Raw genomic sequence first — 19,214 nt, 5'->3', positions numbered from 1 at the left:
CGCCCGGGGCACGCCCCCTCACACCTCGGCCGAGTCCCCCGGGCCGAGCCGCAGGTGGTCCGTACCGCCGAGGGCGCCGATCTGGCGGTCGTAGATCGGGCGGGCCAGGTCGGTGAGGAGGGCGTCGTGGATGTCGTAGGCGCGCTGCGGCCTCAGTTCGCGGACGTAGTCGATGACCTCGGCGATCTTGTTCCACGGGGCCATGACCGGGAGCATCAGCGTCTCCACGGGGCGGTCGGGGACGGTCAGGGCGTCGCCCGGGTGGAAGACCTTGCCGCCGTCGACGAGATAGCCGACGTTGGTGATGCGCGGGATGTCCGGGTGGATGACGGCGTGCAGCTCGCCGTGCACCTCGACGTCGAAGCCGGCGGCGGTGAAGGTGTCGCCGTGGCCGACCGTGTGCACGCGCCCCGGGAAGGCCGCCGAGAGCTGCTCCGCGACGGACCTCAGGGTCCAGATCTCGGTCGCCGGGTCGGCCTCCAGGGCCGCGCGCAGACGTCCCTCGTCGAAGTGGTCGGAGTGTTCGTGGGTGACGAGGATCGCCTCGGCGCCGGCCGTGGCGTCCCGTTCGGTGAACCCGCCGGGGTCGATGACGAGCGTCCGGCCGGACTTCTCCAGCCGGACGCACGCGTGCGACTTCTTCGTGAGCTTCATGGGTCCATCCTGACGTGCGTGGGCGGCGGACGCTCACCCTTCCGGGGTGGTCTCCTCGCGGATGACCTGCTGGGCGACCTTGAACGCGCTGTTCGCGGCCGGGACACCGCAGTAGACGGCCGCCTGGAGCAGCACTTCCTTGATCTCGCCGGGGGTGAGGCCGTTGCGCAGGGCGGCACGGGTGTGGGAGGCGAGCTCGTCGAGGTGCCCGCCCGCGACGAGCGCGGTGAGGGTGACGCAGCTGCGGGTGCGCCGGTCGAGGCCGGGCCGGTCCCAGATCTCCCCCCAGGCGTACCGGGTGACGAACTCCTGGTAGTCGCCGGAGAACTCGTCGGCCTCCGCGAGGGTCCGGTCGACGTGCGCGTCGCCCAGGACCTCGCGGCGGACCTTGATCCCGGCGTCGTACGGATCCGGGCGGCCGGCCGACTGCGGCGGGGCGACGACGGCAGGGGCGATCTCGGCGATGGGCGCGGGCTGCACGGGCGCCGCGACCGGCGCCGGCCGGACGGGCGCGGCGACCACGGCCAGCTGGCCGGTGGTGGAGTCGTAGGCGGGCTGCCAGGCGGTGGAGAAGTGCCGCACCAGCAGGTCGGTGACGGCGGCGGGCTGCTCCACGGGCACGAGGTGGGAGGCGCCGGGGACGACCGCGAGCCGGGCGTCGGGTATCCCGGCGACCAGCGTGCGGGCCTCGGCGGGCCCGGTGACCTGGTCGTCGGAGCCGACGAGGACGAGGGTGGGCACGGTGACGCCGGCGAGCTGGGGCCGTACGTCGAAGGAGGCGAGGGCCTCGCAGGCGGCGATGTAGCAGCCGGGGTCGGTGGTGCGCACCATCTGTACGGCCCACTCGGTGATGGCGGGCTGCGCGGCCGCGAAGCCCGAGGTGAACCAGCGGTCGGGCGAGGTGCGGGCGATCGGGTCGAGGCCGTTGGACCGCACGATCACGCCCCGCTGCCGGAACTCGTCGGCGGTACCGAAGCGCGGGGACGCGGCGATCAGGGCGAGCGACGCGACGCGCTCGGGGTGGCGCAGCGCCAGCTCGATGCCGACCGCGCCACCGAGCGCGCACCCGGCGTACCCGAAGCGCTGCACGCCCAGAGCGTCGAGGGTGGCGAGCAGCCGCTCGGCGAGGTCGGTGACGGAACCGGCCGGGTGCGCCGGGGCGCCGCCGTGCCCGGGGAGGTCGAAGCGGAAGACACGCCACTGCTGGGTCAGCTCGGGGACCTGACGGTCCCACATGTGCCAGGTGGTGCCCAGTGAGGGACCCAGGATGAGGACCGGAGCGTCTTCCGGCCCGTCGAAGCGGTATTGCAGGGTGTTCATCGGTGTCTCACTCACCCGCCTGAGCCTCTCATCTGTCATGAGATGTCACCTAGCCGGGGTGGACCCGGCGGGCCTTGCCCCGCTCCGGTCCTGAGCGGGGGACCCATGACGACGCCCCCGCTACCGCGGGGCTGTTCGCCCGGCTGGCGCACCTGGCCGACGGTCCCGGGCGGGACGCGGTGCGCGACGAACTCGTCGACGCCTGGCTGCCCATGGCGCCCCGGATCGCCGGCGCCTTCGAGAGTCACGCCCGTGCCGACCAGCACCGGCGAGGTCGAGCGGCACTTCCCGGACCGGGTGTGGGCGCTCAGGGTGCGGCGCCGGGTGCAGGAGCCGCGCAACCGCGTACGCGTGGCCCGCCGGGAGCTCGCTCGGAACCCGGGCAGCCCGAAGCGGGCGTGGCCGCCACCGCCGCCCACACCGGCCCTCGCGAGGACGAGGGCGCGGCGGGTATGGAGGCGCTGGAGAGTTTCAGCGCCCTGTCTCGCCACCAGGCAGTCCGACCCGGGCCGCCCCTCTCGTGACCCGGGGCAGAAGATCACATGCCCCCTCGCGGGGGGGCATCGTGACCGCTCCAGCCGACCATCAGGGCGATGCTCGTGGCCGCGTGGTTGGCCGTACTCGTTCGGCACTGGCCGGTCGATGGGCGGTTGCGCTTCGCGGACGTGGCATGCCCTGGCGTACGGCCGGGGCGCGCCGGACCGGTTGCCGCCGTCGGCGCGAAGCCCCACGCGGTCTCGGTACGCCCCGGACGCGCATGGCCGAGGCAGGGCGCGACCGGATGGCCCGGACCGGAGAGACGGGGGCTCAGCCCCACGCGGTTGTTTGCGCCGGCGGGGTGTGCCGATGGACGTCGCCCCTGGTCAGAGGCCGCAGGAACCGCGGTCGAGGTGGAAGTAGCGGGCGTTGGCCCAGCGGCACAGCCGGATACCGACGGTGACGCCGAGGATGGTGACCAGGGCGGGCAGGTAGCCGCTCGCGACTTGGACGATCGGGATCGCCGGGCACCCCCCGGAGATCGCCCAGCCCGTGCCGAACAGCACCGCGCCGGGTATCACGCCGGCGTGGATACGCCCCGGGGTGCGGCGGACCCGCAGCAGAGCGAATGCGCACACGATGATCACCACGGCACCGGCGAAGGAGAGGAACATGCGCAGGTCCTGGAAGGTGAACATGCGGTTCAGTTCGGTGTAGTCGCCGAAGCCGATGTTGGAGACGGTATAGCCGAGAGTCAGTCCGGTGATGATGTTGGCCAGCAGCATCGCGCCCCGAGTACGCATCAGATCACCTTCCACAGCAGGAACGACACCGCGACGGCGGTGCCGAAGAACACGGCGGTGGCAACCAGGCTGACCGGGCGCAGACGGCCGCAGCCGTTGAGTCCGTGGCCGGAGCTGCACCCGCCGGCCAGCCGGGTGCCGAAACCGACCAGCACGCCTCCGACGAACAACAGGACGATCATGGTGATCGAATTGGCGGTGACCACGTCCCGGAATCCCGGTCCCATGTCGAAGCGGAGGTGGAACCGCCCGGAGGTGAGAGCGGCGATCAGTCCGCCGAGGAAGATCGACACCAGCAGGGCAGCCTGGGTGACCAGTGGGGCGGGGCCCGGGCTCGTGACCGAGGTGCCCTCGCCCACCGCCGACTGGGCCTCCGTTTCGAGCAGTTGTGACGTCCCGTACGGAGCCGGCGGCGCGGTGGGCGCGGCGGGGCGGGTGCCGAAGTGCTCCGCTGTGGCTGCGGCGAGAGCGTCGGCGAGGGCACGCTCGTCGGTGAACTCCTCGTCCATCCGCTCCAGGCGGCGCTCCCTGCGCCAGTGCAACACGCGGTCCCATGCGGACGACACCCCGAACGACCGGTCCGTGGTGAGGGCGTAGTTGATGGTGATCAGAGCGAGCCCGGCAGCGCCGGCCCACCAGGGCCAGTAGCCACTCATGCGGGGCCTCCCATCCATTCGGTGAAACGAGCCCACCAGCCGCGCTTCGCGCCGGGCCTCTGCCCCTCGCGTCGGGACGCGCGGTCCGGGGACTGGGCAAACGGCGGCGGTGAGGACGGTCGGTGATGCGAGACCGGAATCGTCGGAGACGCTGCCCCGAACTGCGCCATGGTCTCCGGTGCCGCGGCCACAGGTTCTGCCGGCTCTGACGGCCAAGCCGGTGCCTGCTGCGACCAGGACGCGTTCTCCGGCGGCCCGGCGTTGTGTTGTGGTGGAGGGGCCTGCTGGGGTCCCAGGTCCGGGCCGGCGGCACCGGGCCGGTCCTGGCCGGTGGACGCGTCTTCAAGGTGTCGCGCGCGGGCTCCGTTGGGCAGCAGGCTGATCGGCACACGCTCGCCGGTGAGTGACACCTGGTAGCGCGCACAGCCGAGCCACTGATCCTCGCTGTCGCAGTAGAAGTCGCGCCATCCTTGCAAGCTCGCCCTGAGCAAGGGGAAAAGGGGGCATCCTGCGGCGTGCGAGCAACTCACGTTGCTCCCTTCTGACCGGCGCACACCACTCATTCCGTGAGGGCGGTCGCCGTTCTCGGTCTCTTGCCCCAGCCGCGCCCTGGGCCGACGATCTCAAAAAGACGCGGTGACGGCCTGTCACAATACGGAGCAGTGCCTTCCATTCCTTCGACCGGGCGAGATGGAATCACTGTTTCGGGGTCCCGAGCAACCTCAGGGCGTATCCGACTGTGACCACTTGACGCCATGGAGCGAGACATGCCACGCGAGATTTATGTCTTATGTCTCGTATGGCTGGATATTCGCGGCCGAGGTCGAGGCCGCTGTGAGCGCGACACGCCCTCATAGTGGGTCCGCCTGGTGGCGCGAGTCGGTTGTTCGTGGAAACGGTGCACGTATGGGTGTTGGTTGTGACGGGGTTGTGAAATTCGGCTGTGACGAAACTGTTGGTATTACTGGTCGTCGATACCGGGGCTACCGAAGGGGAATCATGTGCCGACGCGCTGTCTGCCCGTCATGTCGGAAGGTGACGTATGAGGGCTGCGGGAGACACGTGGAGCAAGTGCTCGACGGCGTACCGACACCTCAGCGGTGCGTGTGTGAGTCGGCGGAGCCGAAGCCGGTACGCACAGGGGGGCCGATGTCTCGAACGGGGTCGGAACCGGCCGGACGCGGCGGGACGGTGCGCCACGCACATGTTCCTCCACGCCTGGACAGTTCACCGGGCCGATCGAAGGATGACTGGTGGACCCGGCTCGTCGCGTGGATGAAAAGCCCAGCATGAAGTTAAGCAGTGGCAGAGCACTGCGCTCGCGCATGCAGCGCAGCCAGTGACTCCGCTGCACGGCCGCGAGTTCGGGCGAGACGGTGGCTCCGGCAGCGAAAGCGACATGCTCGCACCACCCCGCGAGCCGTGGCTCCTCAAGCGGCAGAAGTCCGCGCGGGGCCGCCGCCAGCGCCTCGGGCGGCGCCTGCGACCGGTCGTATATGGCTGCCTATACAGGCATTTACCCGCATGTTCACCTGCCATGGCAATTTTCCGGGCGGAATGGAGGAGCGTGATTGCGTGCCGCCGCAGTCCGCGGTCACCGGTGTTCGCGTGCCGCGTGAGCAGATTATGAAGAAATCCAGGGCGTTTCTTCACAGAATTGTCGGTCTCGCAACCATCGCCGTTCCCCCGTGACACTCCTGACCCGCGGCGCGCTGTGGGAAGTGACCCCGGGCGGGGTCATGGCGCCCATCCTCCGGGGGGAGGGTTCGCAGGCGCCGACAAGTTGGGGCAGGTCCGGTTCCCTCTGCGCCGGGCCTGCCCCTGCTCTCCCAGCCCGGAGGCCGCGTGGCGTTGGGCGCCTCGGAGATGCGACGGTCTGTCACTCCCGGGCGCCGCACAGCGCCGCGAACGACGCCTTTTTGTCAGGCCGTTCAGGGCCCGGAACAGAGGCACCTCGCCGGGCCTGAGCCGGTTCGCCACCGTGGGAACCCCAGCCCGTTGACCTACCGCCAATTGGGCCTGCCGAAGCCGAGTAGAACGGCTGGCCCTGGGAACGATCAGGGCTTACGAACGGGCATCTCCGCTCGCCTACGCGCAAGGATCACCGATGCTTCCTGAGGTCCGCTCCTACGTATCCACCGCGCTCGCGGACCAGTTGGAACACCAACTGGACCTGGCCCCGCATCTCGAGGCGGGCCGGCTCGATGTGGAGGGCGTCGCCGGCGTCGCAGTGGTCGCGGCCGCCCACTCCGACGGCTATGCGGCCACCGGCCATCTCCTCGGGCTGCTGGCCGCGCTGCCTGCCCCCACCGCGACAGGAGAGCGCTTCTGGTCGGCCCTGTGGAAGTCTTCCGGCACCGCGTACCTGCTGCCCGTCAACATCAGGGATTCGGTGCTGCGTTCGCTGGCAGGAGAGGGAACCGCCCTGGCCCGGCAGGTCCTCTCGGCCGTCGATGAGATGACGCCGCCCCAGCGCCTCGCGGCCGGCGAGGTGATCGGTCAGGCCCTCGTGGAGTCCGACCATCTGCCCGACCTCAAGACACAGGTCATCGGAGAACTGTGGCTCCGCGATCTCGAACTCACCGCCTGGCGCGTCCTGCACGCGGACCGCAGGTCGGACGATCCGGCTGGACGGCAGGCCTTCCTCGACGCCTGGACGAGCGTCTGAACATCGGCTGCTCCGACCTGCACGGTAGCCGCGCCCGACGTACGGCTCCCGTGCCCGACGACGCTTGCGGCGACTGAGGTCAGGAAGTTCCAAGCCGAAGTCGAAGCGGCCCGGGGCCTCCACAGATGAGGGGCCGCGCAGCAATGGCTGCGCGGCCCCTCATCCTGCACCGGCCCGGGAAGCAGGCGCCTTCGTCCAGGTGAGCGTCGGCCACCGGACGCGGCGTGCGCGATCCCCCGAGCAGGTCTGCGAGGTCAGGCCAGGTTGATGTTCTCGGCCTGCGGGCCCTTCTGGCCCTGGGTGACGTCGAACGTCACGGCCTGGCCCTCCTGGAGCTCCCGGAAGCCGGTGGAGTTGATCGCGGAGTAGTGCGCGAAGACATCCGGACCGCCGCCGTCCTGGGCGATGAAGCCGAAGCCCTTCTCCGCGTTGAACCACTTCACAGTACCCGTAGCCATGTCTTATGCCTTCCAGTCGATGAACGCCTACCACTCGGTGTGGCAGACGGAGGTGATCGCCCTGGTTCCTGCGGCACAGCACAGCAAAATGCCCACACCAGAGGCGCGGGCAGGGGATTCCGAACCACGACAGCTGAACCAGACGTTACACGCCCACACACCGCGTCACCACAGGAAGGGATCACTCCGCACACCGAGACCGTGCGTGCGATGCCCGCCGACGCTGACGGGCACGCTCATCTCATTCTGCTGCCGCCGGCTTCACCGACTCGGCGGCGCGGCGATACTCGGCATTGATGCGCTGGGCGTCCTCGAGCTGGTCTTCGAGGATGACGATCCGGCAGGCGGCCTCGATGGGGGTCCCGTGGTCGACGAGTTCCCGGGCGCGCGCGGCGACGCGCAGTTGGTAGCGGGAGTAGCGGCGGTGTCCGCCTTCGGAGCGCAGGGGGGTGATCAGGCGGGCTTCGCCGAGGGCGCGGAGGAAGGCAGGAGTGGTGCCGAGCAACTCGGCTGCTCGGCCCATGGTGTAGGCGGGGTAATCGTCGTCGTCGAGACGGCCGAACGTGTCGTCTGCTGTCATTGCACCTCTCTGCGGTACGCGTTGAGGGGCCCTGGCGCCGTACTGCCGCCAGGGCCCCGAAGGAACTACTACACCATCTGCCGGCCTTGATACTGCACCGGCCCTCTAGTTTCCGCGGACCCGACCGAGACACTGTCGGGGACGCGGGGATCGCGGTTGCTCGACCGGAGACCACCTCACTATCGATGTCCTGCGGTACCCGGGTCCAAGACTTCCGCCCGGGCGATCCTGATGGCGCTCGGCTCCTCCGTTCTTCCTCTTGATCAACTGCGGCACTGCTCATGGCGGCCCCTGATCACTGCGGGCCACCCGGTCCGGTCGTCAGTCCCGTTGCCGTCCTGCAACCGCTCTGGCTTCGAAACTCCACCACCGAACCGTCCTGCGCACTGCAACTGCGGTACTGCATCCCGGCAGTTCATCTCTGCCGGGCTCACTCGATCTCGCCTACGAGAGAAACCATAACCACACCGCCACCAAATGTCTACTGCGGCTGGGATAGATTTCCGCGTGCTCGAAGACGAGGTAACCCGCCTCGGCCGGCCCGTGGCTGGTTCAGGCCACTCCGAGGCTCGGTCCAGCGCGGGGATTCCCCCGCCATGCGGCCAGGTCGGGCTGGTGACGTCGCCGACCGCGCCGCGGCCACTGTCGGCGGGCGCCGGGCCAACACTGCGCCTCGTGGAGATTCCACCGGTCGGGGGAACTCCACCGGCCGGGACGGAGGCCCCGCAGGCCGGCGAACATGGTCCGCCCCTGTCGCTGCCTGACGAGTTGGTCGCCGACGTCGGCGCCCCGGGTGGATCGCGACCAGAGCCCCCGGAGTCCCTGACCGGGTCACCGGTGGCGCTGTCCTCACCGGTCGGTCGGCTCTCGCGCCACGTGAAGGCAGAGGGTGTGGATGTACTGACGGTTTTGGCCCACACTGCTGGTCAGGAGACGGCTCGGGACTGTTAACCCGGTCAGACCGTGACGGGGCTGCCGAGCATCGCGGAGGCGTGCTGCACCGGGCTGAGAAGGCCCGGGGACGCCGTCTTGGGAACGGCGCGGCAGGTGAAGCCGAGCTGAGTCATGGCCCGCAGGATTTCGGCGGCGCTGAAGTCTCGGCGGTCCTGGCGAGTGATGACTTGGCCGACTTGCTTGAGGGGGTAGTGGCGGCGGCCGATGATCACCGAAGACCCGGTGACCGGTTCAGGCTTGATGCCCTTCATCGATTCCAGCACTCCGCCCTTGGTGAGCTCGAAGGGGAAACGGGCGATGACGCAGCGCATGTGGCCTCACAGAGAGAAGGAAAGAACGGTCCGACCAGGGGCGAGGCGTTTCAGCGGGAGAGGGCGAGGATGCCCAGGCCGCTGACTTCCTCGTCCACCCCGGCAGGGCGCCGAGCCGACGGGTGCGCATCGCGTGCCCGGCTTCGGCCATCGTGGTCACGGACGAGGTGAACGAACCGTGGTCGCCGAGGATGTCGCGCAGGGGACACCGCCCGTGCAGTCGGAGCTGTCACGGACGGAGGCGAGTTGGGTCCAGGTGACCAGGCCGGTGCACTGGCCGTCCTGGTCTCAGACGACCAGCCGGCGCAAGTTCTAGGCCACCGCGCCGAAGCCGGACTGGCGTACGGGGGTGCGCCTGGTCGCCGAGGCGGGGCGGCGGCGGCCTCGGGACGTGGCGCTGCGCTTGGGACGTTCGACCACCGGTGCGGTGATGACGACCGGGATGCCGGACGGGGCCTGGGCACCGGTGATCCGGCTCAGGGCTTCGTCGCCCGAGTGGATCTGAGTGGTCTGCGGCCGGATTCCGGCATCCGACATCAGGCGGACCATGCCGCGGCGCTGGTTCGGCGTGACCAGGGTGACGACGCTGCCGGACTCGCCGGCGCGGGCGGTACGCCCGCCGCGGTGGAGGTAGTCCTTGTGGTCGGTCGGCGGATCGACGTTGACGACCAGATCAAGGTTGTCGACGTGGATGCCGCGCGCCGCGACGTTGGTCGCCACCAGCACGGTGACATGCCCCGTCTTGAACTGCGCCAACGTGCGGGTGCGCTGCGGCTGGGACTTGCCGCCGTGCAGCGCGGCGGCCCGGACGCCGCTGTTGAGCAGGTCCTGGGTCAGCCGGTCGACGGCGTGCTTGGTGTCCAGGAACATGATCACGCGGCCGTCGCGGGCGGCGATCTCGGTCGTGGCGGCGTGCTTGTCGGCACCGTGGACGTGGAGGACGTGGTGCTCCATCGTCGTGACCGCACCGGCCGACGGGTCGACCGAATGCACGACGGGGTCGGTCAGATAGCGGCGCACCAGCAGGTCGACGTTGCGGTCCAAGGTGGCGGAGAACAGCATCCGCTGCCCCTCCGGGCGCACCTGGTCGAGCAGCGCGGTGACCTGCGGCATGAACCCCATGTCGGCCATCTGGTCGGCCTCGTCCAGCACGGTGATGTCCACGTGGTTCAGCCGGCACTCGCCGCGGTCGATGAGGTCCTTGAGCCGCCCTGGCGTCGCGACGACGACCTCGGCCCCTCCGCGCAGCGCGCCGGCCTGCCGGCCGATCGACATGCCGCCCACCACGGTGGCCAGCCGCAGCCGCACGGAGCGGGCGTACGGGGTCAGCGCGTCGGTCACCTGCTGTGCCAGCTCACGCGTCGGTACGAGGATCAGTCCGAGCGGCTGGCGGGGCTCGGCACGCTGTCCGGCGGTGCGAGCGAGCAGGGCGAGGCCGAAGGCGAGGGTCTTGCCGGAACCGGTGCGGCCGCGGCCCAGGACGTCACGGCCCGCCAGCGAGTTCGGCAGCGTCGCGCCCTGGATCGGGAACGGCACGGTCACCCCCTGCCTGCGGAGTTCCGCCAGCAACTGCTCCGGCATGTCGAGGTCGGCGAAGCCCTCGACGGCCGGCAGTGCGGGGGTGACGGTCTTGGGCAGCGCGAACTCACCTTGCACGGCGGCGGGCCGACGGCTGTGACCGCCGGAGCGGACGGGCCCTGCGGCACGACGCGGTGTCTGCGCGCCGTAGCCGCTGCCGCCCCTTCCGGCGTCGGTACGGCCGTCGCGGGTGCGGGCAGGGCGGTCGTTCGTGTACGTGCGGTTCATGCGGAACCTTCCTCGATGTGGCACATATCAAGGAATTCCCGCTGCGATGAACGGCGTGGAGAATTACAAGTATGAACCGGTGGCAAAAGAATGCAGATCTGGCCGGCGGAGAAATACGTAGGCACAGGTACTGAAAGAGGTGACACGACGGGGACCTTGTGATCCGTGCGCCGGCTGCTGTGCAGCGCTTCAGGATGCGTCGGCGTCCTGATGAGGGAGGAGCCGCTCGCAGTGGTACCGCGGATTCCTCCGGGTCGTCCCGCGGTGAAAGCCGCTGCGGGATACGCGTGCAGCTGGGGCCCGCACCCCGAAGGATGCGGGCCCCAGCTACGGTTTGCGCGTGAGCGTCAGGCCGGAACGATGTTCTCGGCGGTCGGGCCCTTCTGGCCCTGCGCGATGTCGAAGTTCACCTTCTGACCCTCGAGCAGCTCACGGAAGCCCTGCGCGGCAATGTTCGAGTAGTGGGCGAACACGTCGGCGCCGCCACCATCCTGCTCGATGAAGCCGAAGCCCTTTTCCGCGTTGAACCACTTCACGGTACCAGCAGCCATGTCATATCTCCTTTGGGGCAGTGCATCGGTGTCCGCACCGCGCGGACACCGTGTCGCCGCGATGATTGCCCCGCCCGGAAATGACCGGAAATACAAAAGTGCTCCCGCCCGGCAGAAGCCCGGTGGAGGCACTTGAAGTTTTGGGAACCACAACTGCAACTGAGATGGACAGTAGCACGCCGGAGCGGCCCCGTGCGTGCTGGTCAATTCCAGTCCGCTCTTCGCGACAAAATCCCCGCTGCCCGCCACCCCAATATCTGATCCCTCGGGAACAGATATTGATTCACCCGGAGTCCAACGTCCCAGCAGAGTTGCCTCGGCCGGCGAAGACGCCCATCACGCATGTGTGATTTTCCCTGTCGTACCGAGGGTGACTTGCTGTCGCGGCAGGGGGCAGGCGTAGAGGAAGCCTTGTCCTTGTATGGAGACCAGTGATGACGACCTCTCGTGTGCCGCCGTCCTCGCGTGACGGCATACCTGACGGCGCCGTGATCGCCCGCCTGGAGCAGGAGAACGCGCAGTTGCGGCACGCCGTCGATTCCCACGCGACGGTGGACCAGGCCATCGGTGTCCTCATCGCGATCCACGAGCTCGCGCCGGCCGTAGGGTTCGAGGTGCTGCGTGAGGTGTCCCAGCACACCAATACCAAGCTGCACACGGTGGCCGAGACGGTGATCGCGTGGGCGCTGGGGCAGGCACTGCCGGAACCGGTGGGGCAGGCGCTGGACGCGGCCGTGCAGCGGCGCCCACGCCGCCGGGATGCCCCAGGCGCGGAAGCCGGGTAGGACACGGTGGCCGGGCGCGGCGCGGCGCGGTCAGGCGGTCAGGCGGTCAGTGCCTGGTCGACCGTGGGATGGCAGTCGATGACCTCGTCCAGGCCGACGATCTCCAGGAGCCGTAGCACCGATTCCTGGGCGCCGGCGATACGCAGCCATCCCTGATCGTCACGCGCGGCCTGGTGGGCGGCGACGAAGACGTTGATGCCGCTGGAGTCCATGAACGTCACGCCGCTGAGGTCCACCACGGTCCGCGGAGCCACGCCGTCGCAGGGCCGGAGGGCCTCGCTGAGCATGTCCTTGACGGCGTGGTCGATCTCGCCGTGCACGGTGACCACCCGGATGCCGTCGATGGCGGTGTGGCCGATCGACAGCCGGCCGGGCCGGGCTGCTCCGTGGGTGTCTGTCACCGTTTCCTCGACTGCGCTCGCTGAAGGGTCTCAAGGGTGTGCCGGTAGCCTGCGCCGATGCTACGGCGAACACATGTGCGGCCCATTATGCGGTTCTCGCGGGACATGTGAGGCATAGTGCAGGGTACGCGCAGGAGGTGTGAAGGGGGAACAAGGGTGGACGCGGCTGAATCAACCCCTGAGGGGGAGGGCAGCGTGATGCCGGACGCCCCTCAACTGCAGGACACCGTCGCGCTGGACGGTGACGGGCACCTGATCGCTGAGGCGCGTCACCGGGCAGTGGACTTCCTCACCCGTGTCCAGGCGGAACACGGCCTGCCGGTGTCGGCTCGCGCGATGGACCTGACCCAGCTGGTGGTCAGCGAGCTGGTCACCAACGCCCGCAAGTACGCCCCTGGCCCCGTGCTGATGGAACTGCGCATCGTCGGCGCCCTCGTGGAAGTGGTCGTGTGGGACAGCGATCCCGTCCTGCCGGTGGCGCGGGCCGCCGATGCGGGCAGAGTCGGGCAGCACGGACTGGAGATCGTCATGGCCGTCGCCCAGGGCTTCGAGGCCCAGCGGGAGCCGGTCGGCAAACGCATCACCGCCCGCATAGCCCTACCCGACGACCCCGGCGGGGACATCACCGGACGCCGCCCCCAGTAACGGCCTGCGCCCCCGGCCGCATCAGGTGGGCGCCGAGCCGGTCGGTCGGTGACGAAGGTCCCGAACTCCCGGCCGGAAGCCCTTGTCGGCCAGGACGACCTGCCCGGCGCGAACCACGTGGTGGTCGCGTTCCGGCAGAGCGGCCATCACCTCTCGCTCTTCGAGTTTCGGCTGTGCCAGGCACCAGGTGACGGGCGTGCCTTCGGCGGTCGTGCCAGGTCGGCACCGCCAGGCACAGCAGTTCGGCGTCCGTGAGTTTCGGGGGGCGCCCGATCCGGCGACAGGGCGCCACGTGGACGAGGGCATCCGGTGGTGCGCCACCCGGGTGGCCTGGCCGAACATGCTGACGGCTCCCCTCCTGCGAACAGGGAGGGGAGCCGTCCAGGTGTGCCCGGGGCGTTATGCCTTCAGCGGGTCACGCGTGACGGTGCGAGTGCCGGTTACCGGCCACGAGGCGGTAAAGGGCGAGCAGGATGATGGAGCCGACGATCGCGGCGATCCAGGTGGAGAGGTCGAAGAACCCGTCGATGGAGTCGACACCGAAGATGACTTTGCCGAGCCAGCCGCCGAGGAGACCGCCGACGATGCCGATGAGCATGGTGATGATGATGCCGCCGGGGTCCTTGCCCGGCATCAGGGCCTTGGCGATGGCGCCGGCGAGCAGGCCGATGATGATCCACGCGATGATGCCCACGGTGCTTCTCCACTTCGCATATAAAGATTCTGTCAGGTCATCGTGTGCACCGATCTCGCCCGAACAAACGTCTTGTCCGAACCCAGCTGTGCCAGCTTCTGACACCATCTCCCGCCGTGGGCGCGGCGGCGACGTCAGGCGGCGAACGGCGACCGGCGTGGGCCCGGCCGTGATCCAGCACGTTCGACGCCGACGCCGATCTTCAGGCCTTCTGTGAACGGGGAAGCGTCTCTGCCAGAGGGCGGATCGAGGACTCCAAGCCGCCCCTGGGCCGAATGCGGCGATGTGGACGGCCTCCTCAGCGACCAGGGGGGCAGGGGGCCGTTGTGCCTGTCCCAGGCCAGCGCCCGGCCGCACCCCGGTAGTCGGAAGAACCGTCGTGCGACGGTTAAGGGCCCGGCGTCCCGAAGCCGGGATGCCGGGCCCTTACCGGGGCGCGATCAGGCGGGGCGGATGTTCTCAGCCTGCGGGCCCTTCTGGCCCTGCGTGACGTCGAACTCGACCTTCTGACCCTCCTGCAGCTCGCGGTAGCCCTGGCTGGCGATGTTGGAGTAGTGGGCGAAGACGTCCGGGCCGCCGCCCTCCTGCTCGATGAAGCCGAAGCCCTTCTCGCTGTTGAACCACTTCACTGTGCCCTTGGCCATGACTTCTCCTTCGAGGGAAACCGGGCACGCACCCTGCGCGACCGGGAGGTGATCGCCCTGGTCCGGAGAGGCGCTGAACAGCAAGAACGCCCGTGAGGCGATCACGGGCGAACGGACTTCGGAACCACGACTGCTGATCACAACGCTATAACGGCATGACGAAAGCCGCTACCGAAAACGCGCCAGCATCCGGCCCGAAACGAAGGTCTGGATCGCCCGTGAGGCTCGGCCGACGCTGATCAAGCAGTTTCGCGCCCTTCTTCTGCACAAGGCTGCGGCGAGGCACGGCCTCTCGCCGCCGATGGTTCTCCGGGTGGGCCCCACCGGCTCCCCGCCTGGCGGGCGGGGCGGTGGCACCGCTTTCACCGCTCCCCGTCGCCGGTCACCGGCGTGACGTCGCCGGCCGCCGGCGTGATCCGATGGTGCCGAGGCACGCTGCGGGTGCGCCGCGCCGTCGGGAAAAGAAGATCGCACAGGCAGTGGATCACCCTGTCCCGTTCTCCGGGTACCGTCAGGGTATGAGTCATCCGCACCCCGAGCTCAAAGCCGCCCCGCCCCTTCCCGAAGGAGGCCTGCGGGTCATCGCCCTGGGCGGCCTAGGTGAGATCGGCCGCAACATGACCGTCTTCGAGCACGCGGGCAAGCTGCTCGTCGTCGACTGCGGCGTGCTGTTCCCCGAGGAAACCCAGCCCGGCGTGGACGTGATCCTGCCGGACTTCACCTCGATCCGGGACCGGCTGGACGACATCGTGGCCGTCGTACTCACCCACGGCCACGAGGACCACATCGGCGGCGTGCCCTACCTGCTGCGGGAGCGGTCCGACATTCCCGTCGTCGGCTCCAAGCTGACGCTGGCGTTCCTGGAGGCCAAGCTCAAGGAACACGGCATCCGGCCGCGCACGGTGCGGGTGCGGGAGGGCGACCGGCGCGGCTTCGGGCCCTTCGACTGCGAGTTCGTGGCGGTCAACCACTCCATCCCCGACAGCCTCGCGGTCGCGATCCGCACCCGGGCCGGGTTGGTGCTGCACACCGGCGACTTCAAGATGGACCAGTTCCCCCTCGACAACCGCATCACCGATCTGCGCGCCTTCGCCCGCCTCGGTGAGGAGGGCGTGGACCTGTTCCTCACCGACTCCACCAACGCCGAAGTACCGGGCTTCACCACCTCGGAGCGGGAGTTGAACCCGGCGATCGAGCAGGTGATGCGCACCGCGCCGCGCCGGGTCATCGTCTCCAGCTTCGCCAGCCATGTGCACCGCATCCAGCAGGTCCTGGACGCCGCCCACCAGCACGGCCGCAAGGTGGCCTTCGTCGGCCGGTCGATGGTCCGCAACATGGGTATCGCCCGTGACCTGGGCTATCTGAAGGTCCCCTCCGGTCTGCTCGTGAGCACGAAGGAGCTGGAGAAGCTCCCGGACCACAAGATCACTCTGGTGTGCACCGGCTCCCAGGGCGAACCGATGGCCGCGCTGTCACGGATGGCCAACCGCGACCACATGATCCGCATCGGCAAGGACGACACCGTCCTGCTCGCCAGTTCCCTGATCCCCGGCAACGAGAACGCCATCTACCGGGTGATCAACGGACTCACCCGGTGGGGCGCCCACGTGGTCCACAAGGGCAACGCCAAGGTGCACGTCTCCGGGCACGCCAGTGCCGGCGAACTCGTCTACTGCTACAACGTCGTCAAACCCCGCAACGTCATGCCCGTACACGGGGAATGGCGCCACCTGCGGGCCAACGGCGACCTCGCCATCCGTACCGGTGTCGACCCCGACCGGGTCGTCATCGCCGAGGACGGCGTCGTCGTCGACCTGGTCGACGGCCGCGCGTCCATCACCGGCAAGGTCCCCGCCGGCAACGTCTACGTGGACGGCATGGAAGTGGGCGGCGCCACCGAAGCGTCCCTCAAGGACCGCCTCACCCTCGCCTCCGAAGGCGTGGTCACGGTGGTGGCGATCGTCGACGCGGACACCGGCGCCCTCGCGGAGGCCCCCGACTTCCTGGCCCGCGGCTTCGTCCACGACGAAACCACCTTCGAGCCGGTCATCCCCGTCATCGAGAAGACACTGGCCACCGCGGCCGAGGAAGGCGTCGGGGACGCGCGCCAACTCGAACAGCTCATCGCCCGCGCCGTGGCGAACTGGGCGTTCCGCACCCACCGCCGCAAGCCGCTCATCATCCCCGTCATCATCGACGCCTGAGCCGCGGCCCGGCAGCACGGTCCGCGGCTCCGGCGGCGGCCCCGCGGGCATCGAGGTCGGGCACACCCGGACCGCCCGGCGGCGAAGCCGCCGGGCGCAACGCGGCGGATCGCCTCGTCGCGTGCGACGGCCCCCTCGCCGCGCTCCAGGGCCGCCTGCGCGAACTCGCGGCCGAAGCCGCGGGAGGAACCGGTGACACGGCGGCGGTGCACCCCGCTCAGATGGTGCACACGATCGGACAGCGTCCACTCGGGGCAGGCCGGCACGCGCACGTCGTGGCTGGGCACGAGGGCGAGTGCCGGTGAAGCGGTCAGATCGCGGGACTCACCGACTCAGCCGCCGCTCTTGCGCCTGAACGACCGCTGGCTCGCAGCCGGGCCGTGCGCCGAACGCACCTTCGACGCATCGGACTTGGCGGCGACATCAGCGGCATCCGCCTGCACACCGCGCTTGCGCGCCAGGGCTTCGCGGAACTTGCGCTTGAGGTCGTAGTTGCCGTCGCTGTCCGGCTCCAGTGGGGAGGTCTCGGGGGCAGCCGGCTCCGAACCTTCCGTGGATACGGGCTCTGCGGTCATGGTGACCTCCTGGGTTCGGGGGGGGGTGGGCCAGCACAGCTTGTCATGCCGGACGCAGTGCGAGGCGCCGGCAACATCATCCTGCGCCGTTCCGGCGGGCATCCCTCTCGCGGTCAAAGGCGTTGACGCCGTAGGTGAGGCACACAGGACGGCTTCGAGTCGGGCCGAGGTTGTCGATCCCGTGGTCAGGCTGCCAGGGCGACGGCTCTCAGCCGTTGCGACGCACGAGGGCGGCCCTGCGGGCCTCGGCGAGCTTGCGGGCCTCGCCCGCCTTTCGGGACTTGCCGCCGGCGCCACCGGAGGTGCCCTTGCTGGTGCCGAGGCCGCGGAAGGGAGCGTTGGTGTTCTTGGGTCGGGGAACGGCGGGCCCACCGTCGAGCGGGATCCCGGAGGGAGTCTTGGCGCCGGTGATCCGGCTCAGCTCCGCCTCGCCCGAGCGCACCTTGGTCACGGTCGGCTCGACGCCGGCCTCGGCCATCATGCGGCTCGTCTCACGGCGCTGGCCCGTCAGCACGAGCGTGACCACGCTGCCGGACTCACCGGCGCGTGCGGTGCGGCCCGCCCGGTGCACATAGTCCTTGGCATCGGTGGGCGGGTCGACGTTGACCACGAGATCGAGGTCGTCGACGTGCAGGCCACGGGCCGCGACATTGGTCGCCACCAGAACGGTGATCTGGCTGTTCTTGAACTGCGCCAGGGTCCGTGTGCGCTGTGGCTGGGACTTGCCGCTGTGCAGGGCCCCGGCGTGCACCCCGCTGGCCCGCAGATGCCGGGTGAGCTGGTCGACGGCGTGCTTGGTGTCGAGGAACAGCAGTACGCGGCCGTCGCGGGCGGCGATCTCCGTGATGACGGCGTAGCGGTCAGGGCCGTGGACGACCAGGACGTGGTGCCGCATCGTCGTGACGGCGCCCGCGGCCGGGTCGACCGAGTGGACGACGGGGTCGTGGAGGTAGCGGTGGACCAGTTGATCGACGTCGCGATCGAGAGTGGCTGAGAAAAGCATCCGCTGGCCGTCGGGGTGCACCTGGTCGAGCACATCGGTGACCTGCGGCAGGAATCCCAAGTCGCCCATCTGGTCGGCCTCGTCGAGCACCGTGATTCTCACCCGTCCCAGGCGGCAGGCGTTGCGCTCGATCAGGTCGTGCAGGCGTCCGGGGGTGGCGACGACCACCTCGACTCCCTGGCGCAGCGCGGCGACCTGCCGGCCGATCGACGTTCCGCCCACGACCGTGGCGATCCGCAGGCGCAGTGCGTCGGCGTACGGCGTCAGCGCCTGGGTGACCTGTTGGGCCAGCTCCCGGGTAGGCACCAGGATGAGAGCAAGGGGCTGCTTCGGTTCCGCGCGCCGCCCGGCCGTCCGTGCGAGCAGCGGCAGGCCGAAAGCGAGCGTCTTGCCTGATCCGGTGCGCCCGCGTCCCAGGATGTCGCGCCCCTCCAGGGCGTCGGGCAGTGTGGCGGCCTGGATCGGGAAGGGTTCGCGCACCCCGAGTTCGCTCAGTGTCCGCAGCACCTCCGTCGGCAGTTCCAGACCGTCGAAGGTGACGGCCGGGGTCGTCGCCCCAGGTTGGGCGGGACTGCCGTGAGCGATGACGGAGTCGTGGGGATGCTTCATGAACAGCCTTCCGCAAGGGAACGTACCGAGGAAGGCCCGGCAGGTTTGGACAGCCCACGCACACGTCGAACGGAACAGAAGGAATCGCCCACCGCGACGACCACGCAAACGCGTCAGACTAACATACGGCCACACGGCACGACCTCGCGCCGCTGATACCGATCACCGCTGGGTACGGGGCAGAAGGCCGCTGTCATCAGGTCCGCGCTCGGGAACGTGCCGGGTCTTCCGATCACGGCGCCGAAGGGTTCCCCGTGCCGGCGGACGCGGTCGATCAGCTCCTGACCGCGTCCGCACGCGAGCCCGGCCTACCGGTGCTCGCCGGCCTGCGTATCGAGGCGAGTCATGAGGCGGTCACGCTGGGGGCGGACCGCCGACGCAGGTGGTCACGGCGCCAAGGCGGAGGAGACGGCACG

18 protein-coding genes and 2 pseudogenes are annotated in these 19,214 nt (G+C 69.6%); 5 read left to right on the top strand and 15 right to left on the bottom strand.

Annotated elements, in window-relative coordinates; all coding sequences use genetic code 11:
• Window positions 1-18: 18 nt before the first annotated feature.
• Together ACFRAC_RS06860 and pcaC are read right to left on the bottom strand one after the other, a co-directional pair.
• Window positions 19-654, bottom strand: a complete 636-nt coding sequence (locus ACFRAC_RS06860) for an MBL fold metallo-hydrolase (RefSeq protein WP_382921833.1) — start codon at window positions 652-654, stop codon at window positions 19-21.
• A gap of 33 nt (window positions 655-687) precedes the next feature.
• Window positions 688-1,989, bottom strand: a complete 1,302-nt coding sequence (gene pcaC / locus ACFRAC_RS06855) for a 4-carboxymuconolactone decarboxylase (protein WP_382921830.1) — start codon at window positions 1,987-1,989, stop codon at window positions 688-690.
• A 59-nt stretch (window positions 1,990-2,048) separates the two neighbouring features.
• Here pcaC and ACFRAC_RS06850 point away from each other — a divergent pair.
• A pseudogene (locus ACFRAC_RS06850) lies at window positions 2,049-2,459 on the top strand (B/F/G family RNA polymerase sigma-70 factor); the annotation flags it as partial.
• Between the two features lie 378 nt (window positions 2,460-2,837).
• On the opposite strand, the gene ACFRAC_RS06845 reads toward ACFRAC_RS06850, so the two are convergent.
• Together ACFRAC_RS06845 and ACFRAC_RS06840 are read right to left on the bottom strand one after the other, a co-directional pair.
• Window positions 2,838-3,254, bottom strand: a complete 417-nt coding sequence (locus tag ACFRAC_RS06845; RefSeq protein ID WP_382921827.1) for a YeeE/YedE thiosulfate transporter family protein — start codon at window positions 3,252-3,254, stop codon at window positions 2,838-2,840.
• The gene (locus ACFRAC_RS06840) at window positions 3,254-3,910 is read right to left on the bottom strand and encodes a YeeE/YedE thiosulfate transporter family protein (RefSeq protein WP_382921824.1); all 657 of its coding nucleotides are present in this window, start codon (window positions 3,908-3,910) and stop codon (window positions 3,254-3,256) included. The genes ACFRAC_RS06845 and ACFRAC_RS06840 overlap by 1 nt, the downstream gene beginning before the upstream one ends.
• A 2,107-nt stretch (window positions 3,911-6,017) precedes the next feature.
• Between ACFRAC_RS06840 and ACFRAC_RS06835 the strand changes: the two genes are divergently transcribed.
• The gene (locus tag ACFRAC_RS06835) at window positions 6,018-6,578 is read left to right on the top strand and encodes a hypothetical protein (protein WP_382921821.1); all 561 of its coding nucleotides are present in this window, start codon (window positions 6,018-6,020) and stop codon (window positions 6,576-6,578) included.
• Window positions 6,579-6,832: 254 nt separating this feature from the next.
• Here the strand turns inward: ACFRAC_RS06835 and ACFRAC_RS06830 are convergent, their stop codons facing one another.
• The 6 genes and pseudogenes from ACFRAC_RS06830 to ACFRAC_RS06805 all read right to left on the bottom strand — a co-directional run bounded on the left by ACFRAC_RS06830 (window position 6,833) and on the right by ACFRAC_RS06805 (window position 11,238).
• Complete coding sequence (locus tag ACFRAC_RS06830; protein ID WP_030052720.1) at window positions 6,833-7,036, bottom strand: cold-shock protein; 204 nt, start codon at window positions 7,034-7,036, stop codon at window positions 6,833-6,835.
• A gap of 241 nt (window positions 7,037-7,277) precedes the next feature.
• A complete protein-coding gene (locus ACFRAC_RS06825) occupies window positions 7,278-7,616 on the bottom strand; it encodes a helix-turn-helix domain-containing protein (protein ID WP_382921818.1) in 339 nt (112 codons plus the stop codon).
• A 956-nt stretch (window positions 7,617-8,572) separates the two neighbouring features.
• A complete protein-coding gene (locus ACFRAC_RS06820; RefSeq protein WP_382921815.1) occupies window positions 8,573-8,881 on the bottom strand; it encodes an SCO5918 family protein in 309 nt (102 codons plus the stop codon).
• A 50-nt stretch (window positions 8,882-8,931) separates the two neighbouring features.
• Window positions 8,932-9,169 (bottom strand): annotated as a pseudogene (locus tag ACFRAC_RS06815) (hypothetical protein); the annotation flags it as partial.
• A gap of 24 nt (window positions 9,170-9,193) precedes the next feature.
• Window positions 9,194-10,687: a DEAD/DEAH box helicase gene (locus tag ACFRAC_RS06810; protein ID WP_382921812.1), complete on the bottom strand. Its 1,494-nt coding sequence runs from the start codon at window positions 10,685-10,687 to the stop codon at window positions 9,194-9,196.
• 347 nt (window positions 10,688-11,034) lie between these two features.
• Window positions 11,035-11,238, bottom strand: a complete 204-nt coding sequence (locus ACFRAC_RS06805; RefSeq protein WP_003973099.1) for a cold-shock protein — start codon at window positions 11,236-11,238, stop codon at window positions 11,035-11,037.
• Between the two features lie 434 nt (window positions 11,239-11,672).
• Between ACFRAC_RS06805 and ACFRAC_RS06800 the strand changes: the two genes are divergently transcribed.
• Entirely contained in the window at window positions 11,673-12,023 is a 351-nt protein-coding gene (locus ACFRAC_RS06800) for an ANTAR domain-containing protein (RefSeq protein ID WP_382921809.1), read from the top strand.
• 38 nt (window positions 12,024-12,061) lie between these two features.
• On the opposite strand, the gene ACFRAC_RS06795 is transcribed toward ACFRAC_RS06800, so the two are convergent.
• Window positions 12,062-12,424 carry an STAS domain-containing protein gene (locus tag ACFRAC_RS06795; RefSeq protein ID WP_382921806.1) on the bottom strand — a complete coding sequence of 121 codons (363 nt, stop codon included), beginning with the start codon at window positions 12,422-12,424 and terminating at the stop codon, window positions 12,062-12,064.
• 198 nt (window positions 12,425-12,622) lie between these two features.
• Here ACFRAC_RS06795 and ACFRAC_RS06790 point away from each other — a divergent pair, with 198 nt between their 5' ends.
• Window positions 12,623-13,069, top strand: a complete 447-nt coding sequence (locus ACFRAC_RS06790; protein WP_382921803.1) for an ATP-binding protein — start codon at window positions 12,623-12,625, stop codon at window positions 13,067-13,069.
• Window positions 13,070-13,484: 415 nt separating this feature from the next.
• Here ACFRAC_RS06790 and ACFRAC_RS06785 read toward each other — a convergent pair whose 3' ends face one another.
• Window positions 13,485-13,763, bottom strand: coding sequence for a GlsB/YeaQ/YmgE family stress response membrane protein (locus ACFRAC_RS06785; protein ID WP_382921800.1), 279 nt, complete (start codon window positions 13,761-13,763; stop codon window positions 13,485-13,487).
• A gap of 440 nt (window positions 13,764-14,203) precedes the next feature.
• The gene (locus ACFRAC_RS06780; RefSeq protein WP_014670069.1) at window positions 14,204-14,407 is read right to left on the bottom strand and encodes a cold-shock protein; all 204 of its coding nucleotides are present in this window, start codon (window positions 14,405-14,407) and stop codon (window positions 14,204-14,206) included.
• Between the two features lie 518 nt (window positions 14,408-14,925).
• On the opposite strand from ACFRAC_RS06780, the gene ACFRAC_RS06775 reads away from it, so the two are divergent.
• Window positions 14,926-16,611: a ribonuclease J gene (locus ACFRAC_RS06775; RefSeq protein WP_382921796.1), complete on the top strand. Its 1,686-nt coding sequence runs from the start codon at window positions 14,926-14,928 to the stop codon at window positions 16,609-16,611.
• 332 nt (window positions 16,612-16,943) lie between these two features.
• Here ACFRAC_RS06775 and ACFRAC_RS06770 read toward each other — a convergent pair whose 3' ends face one another.
• Together ACFRAC_RS06770 and ACFRAC_RS06765 are read right to left on the bottom strand one after the other, a co-directional pair.
• Window positions 16,944-17,186 carry a DUF5302 domain-containing protein gene (locus ACFRAC_RS06770; protein WP_363000282.1) on the bottom strand — a complete coding sequence of 81 codons (243 nt, stop codon included), beginning with the start codon at window positions 17,184-17,186 and terminating at the stop codon, window positions 16,944-16,946.
• Window positions 17,187-17,394: 208 nt separating this feature from the next.
• Window positions 17,395-18,798 carry a DEAD/DEAH box helicase gene (locus tag ACFRAC_RS06765; RefSeq protein ID WP_382921793.1) on the bottom strand — a complete coding sequence of 468 codons (1,404 nt, stop codon included), beginning with the start codon at window positions 18,796-18,798 and terminating at the stop codon, window positions 17,395-17,397.
• Window positions 18,799-19,214 lie beyond the last annotated feature (416 nt).

The organism is Streptomyces sp. NPDC056628, from assembly GCF_042792555.1.
In the GTDB taxonomy this organism is placed as follows: domain Bacteria; phylum Actinomycetota; class Actinomycetes; order Streptomycetales; family Streptomycetaceae; genus Streptomyces.
The sequence above is the reverse complement of the archived record's forward strand: the minus strand, read 5'-3'. Positions and strand labels throughout refer to the sequence as shown.

Excerpts from the sequence above, each read along its gene's own strand:
- ACFRAC_RS06835 (WP_382921821.1), top strand. The coding sequence starts at position 6,018 with ATGCTTCCTGAGGTCCGCTCCTACGTATCCACCGCGCTCGCGGACCAG.
- ACFRAC_RS06800 (WP_382921809.1), top strand. The coding sequence starts at position 11,673 with ATGACGACCTCTCGTGTGCCGCCGTCCTCGCGTGACGGCATACCTGAC.
- ACFRAC_RS06770 (WP_363000282.1), bottom strand. The coding sequence starts at position 17,186 with ATGACCGCAGAGCCCGTATCCACGGAAGGTTCGGAGCCGGCTGCCCCC.
- ACFRAC_RS06860 (WP_382921833.1), bottom strand. The coding sequence starts at position 654 with ATGAAGCTCACGAAGAAGTCGCACGCGTGCGTCCGGCTGGAGAAGTCC.
- ACFRAC_RS06840 (WP_382921824.1), bottom strand. The coding sequence starts at position 3,910 with ATGAGTGGCTACTGGCCCTGGTGGGCCGGCGCTGCCGGGCTCGCTCTG.
- ACFRAC_RS06830 (WP_030052720.1), bottom strand. The coding sequence starts at position 7,036 with ATGGCTACGGGTACTGTGAAGTGGTTCAACGCGGAGAAGGGCTTCGGC.
- ACFRAC_RS06820 (WP_382921815.1), bottom strand. The coding sequence starts at position 8,881 with ATGCGCTGCGTCATCGCCCGTTTCCCCTTCGAGCTCACCAAGGGCGGA.
- ACFRAC_RS06825 (WP_382921818.1), bottom strand. The coding sequence starts at position 7,616 with ATGACAGCAGACGACACGTTCGGCCGTCTCGACGACGACGATTACCCC.
- ACFRAC_RS06775 (WP_382921796.1), top strand. The coding sequence starts at position 14,926 with ATGAGTCATCCGCACCCCGAGCTCAAAGCCGCCCCGCCCCTTCCCGAA.
- ACFRAC_RS06780 (WP_014670069.1), bottom strand. The coding sequence starts at position 14,407 with ATGGCCAAGGGCACAGTGAAGTGGTTCAACAGCGAGAAGGGCTTCGGC.
- ACFRAC_RS06810 (WP_382921812.1), bottom strand. The coding sequence starts at position 10,687 with ATGAACCGCACGTACACGAACGACCGCCCTGCCCGCACCCGCGACGGC.
- ACFRAC_RS06790 (WP_382921803.1), top strand. The coding sequence starts at position 12,623 with ATGCCGGACGCCCCTCAACTGCAGGACACCGTCGCGCTGGACGGTGAC.
- ACFRAC_RS06845 (WP_382921827.1), bottom strand. The coding sequence starts at position 3,254 with ATGCGTACTCGGGGCGCGATGCTGCTGGCCAACATCATCACCGGACTG.
- ACFRAC_RS06805 (WP_003973099.1), bottom strand. The coding sequence starts at position 11,238 with ATGGCTGCTGGTACCGTGAAGTGGTTCAACGCGGAAAAGGGCTTCGGC.
- ACFRAC_RS06765 (WP_382921793.1), bottom strand. The coding sequence starts at position 18,798 with ATGAAGCATCCCCACGACTCCGTCATCGCTCACGGCAGTCCCGCCCAA.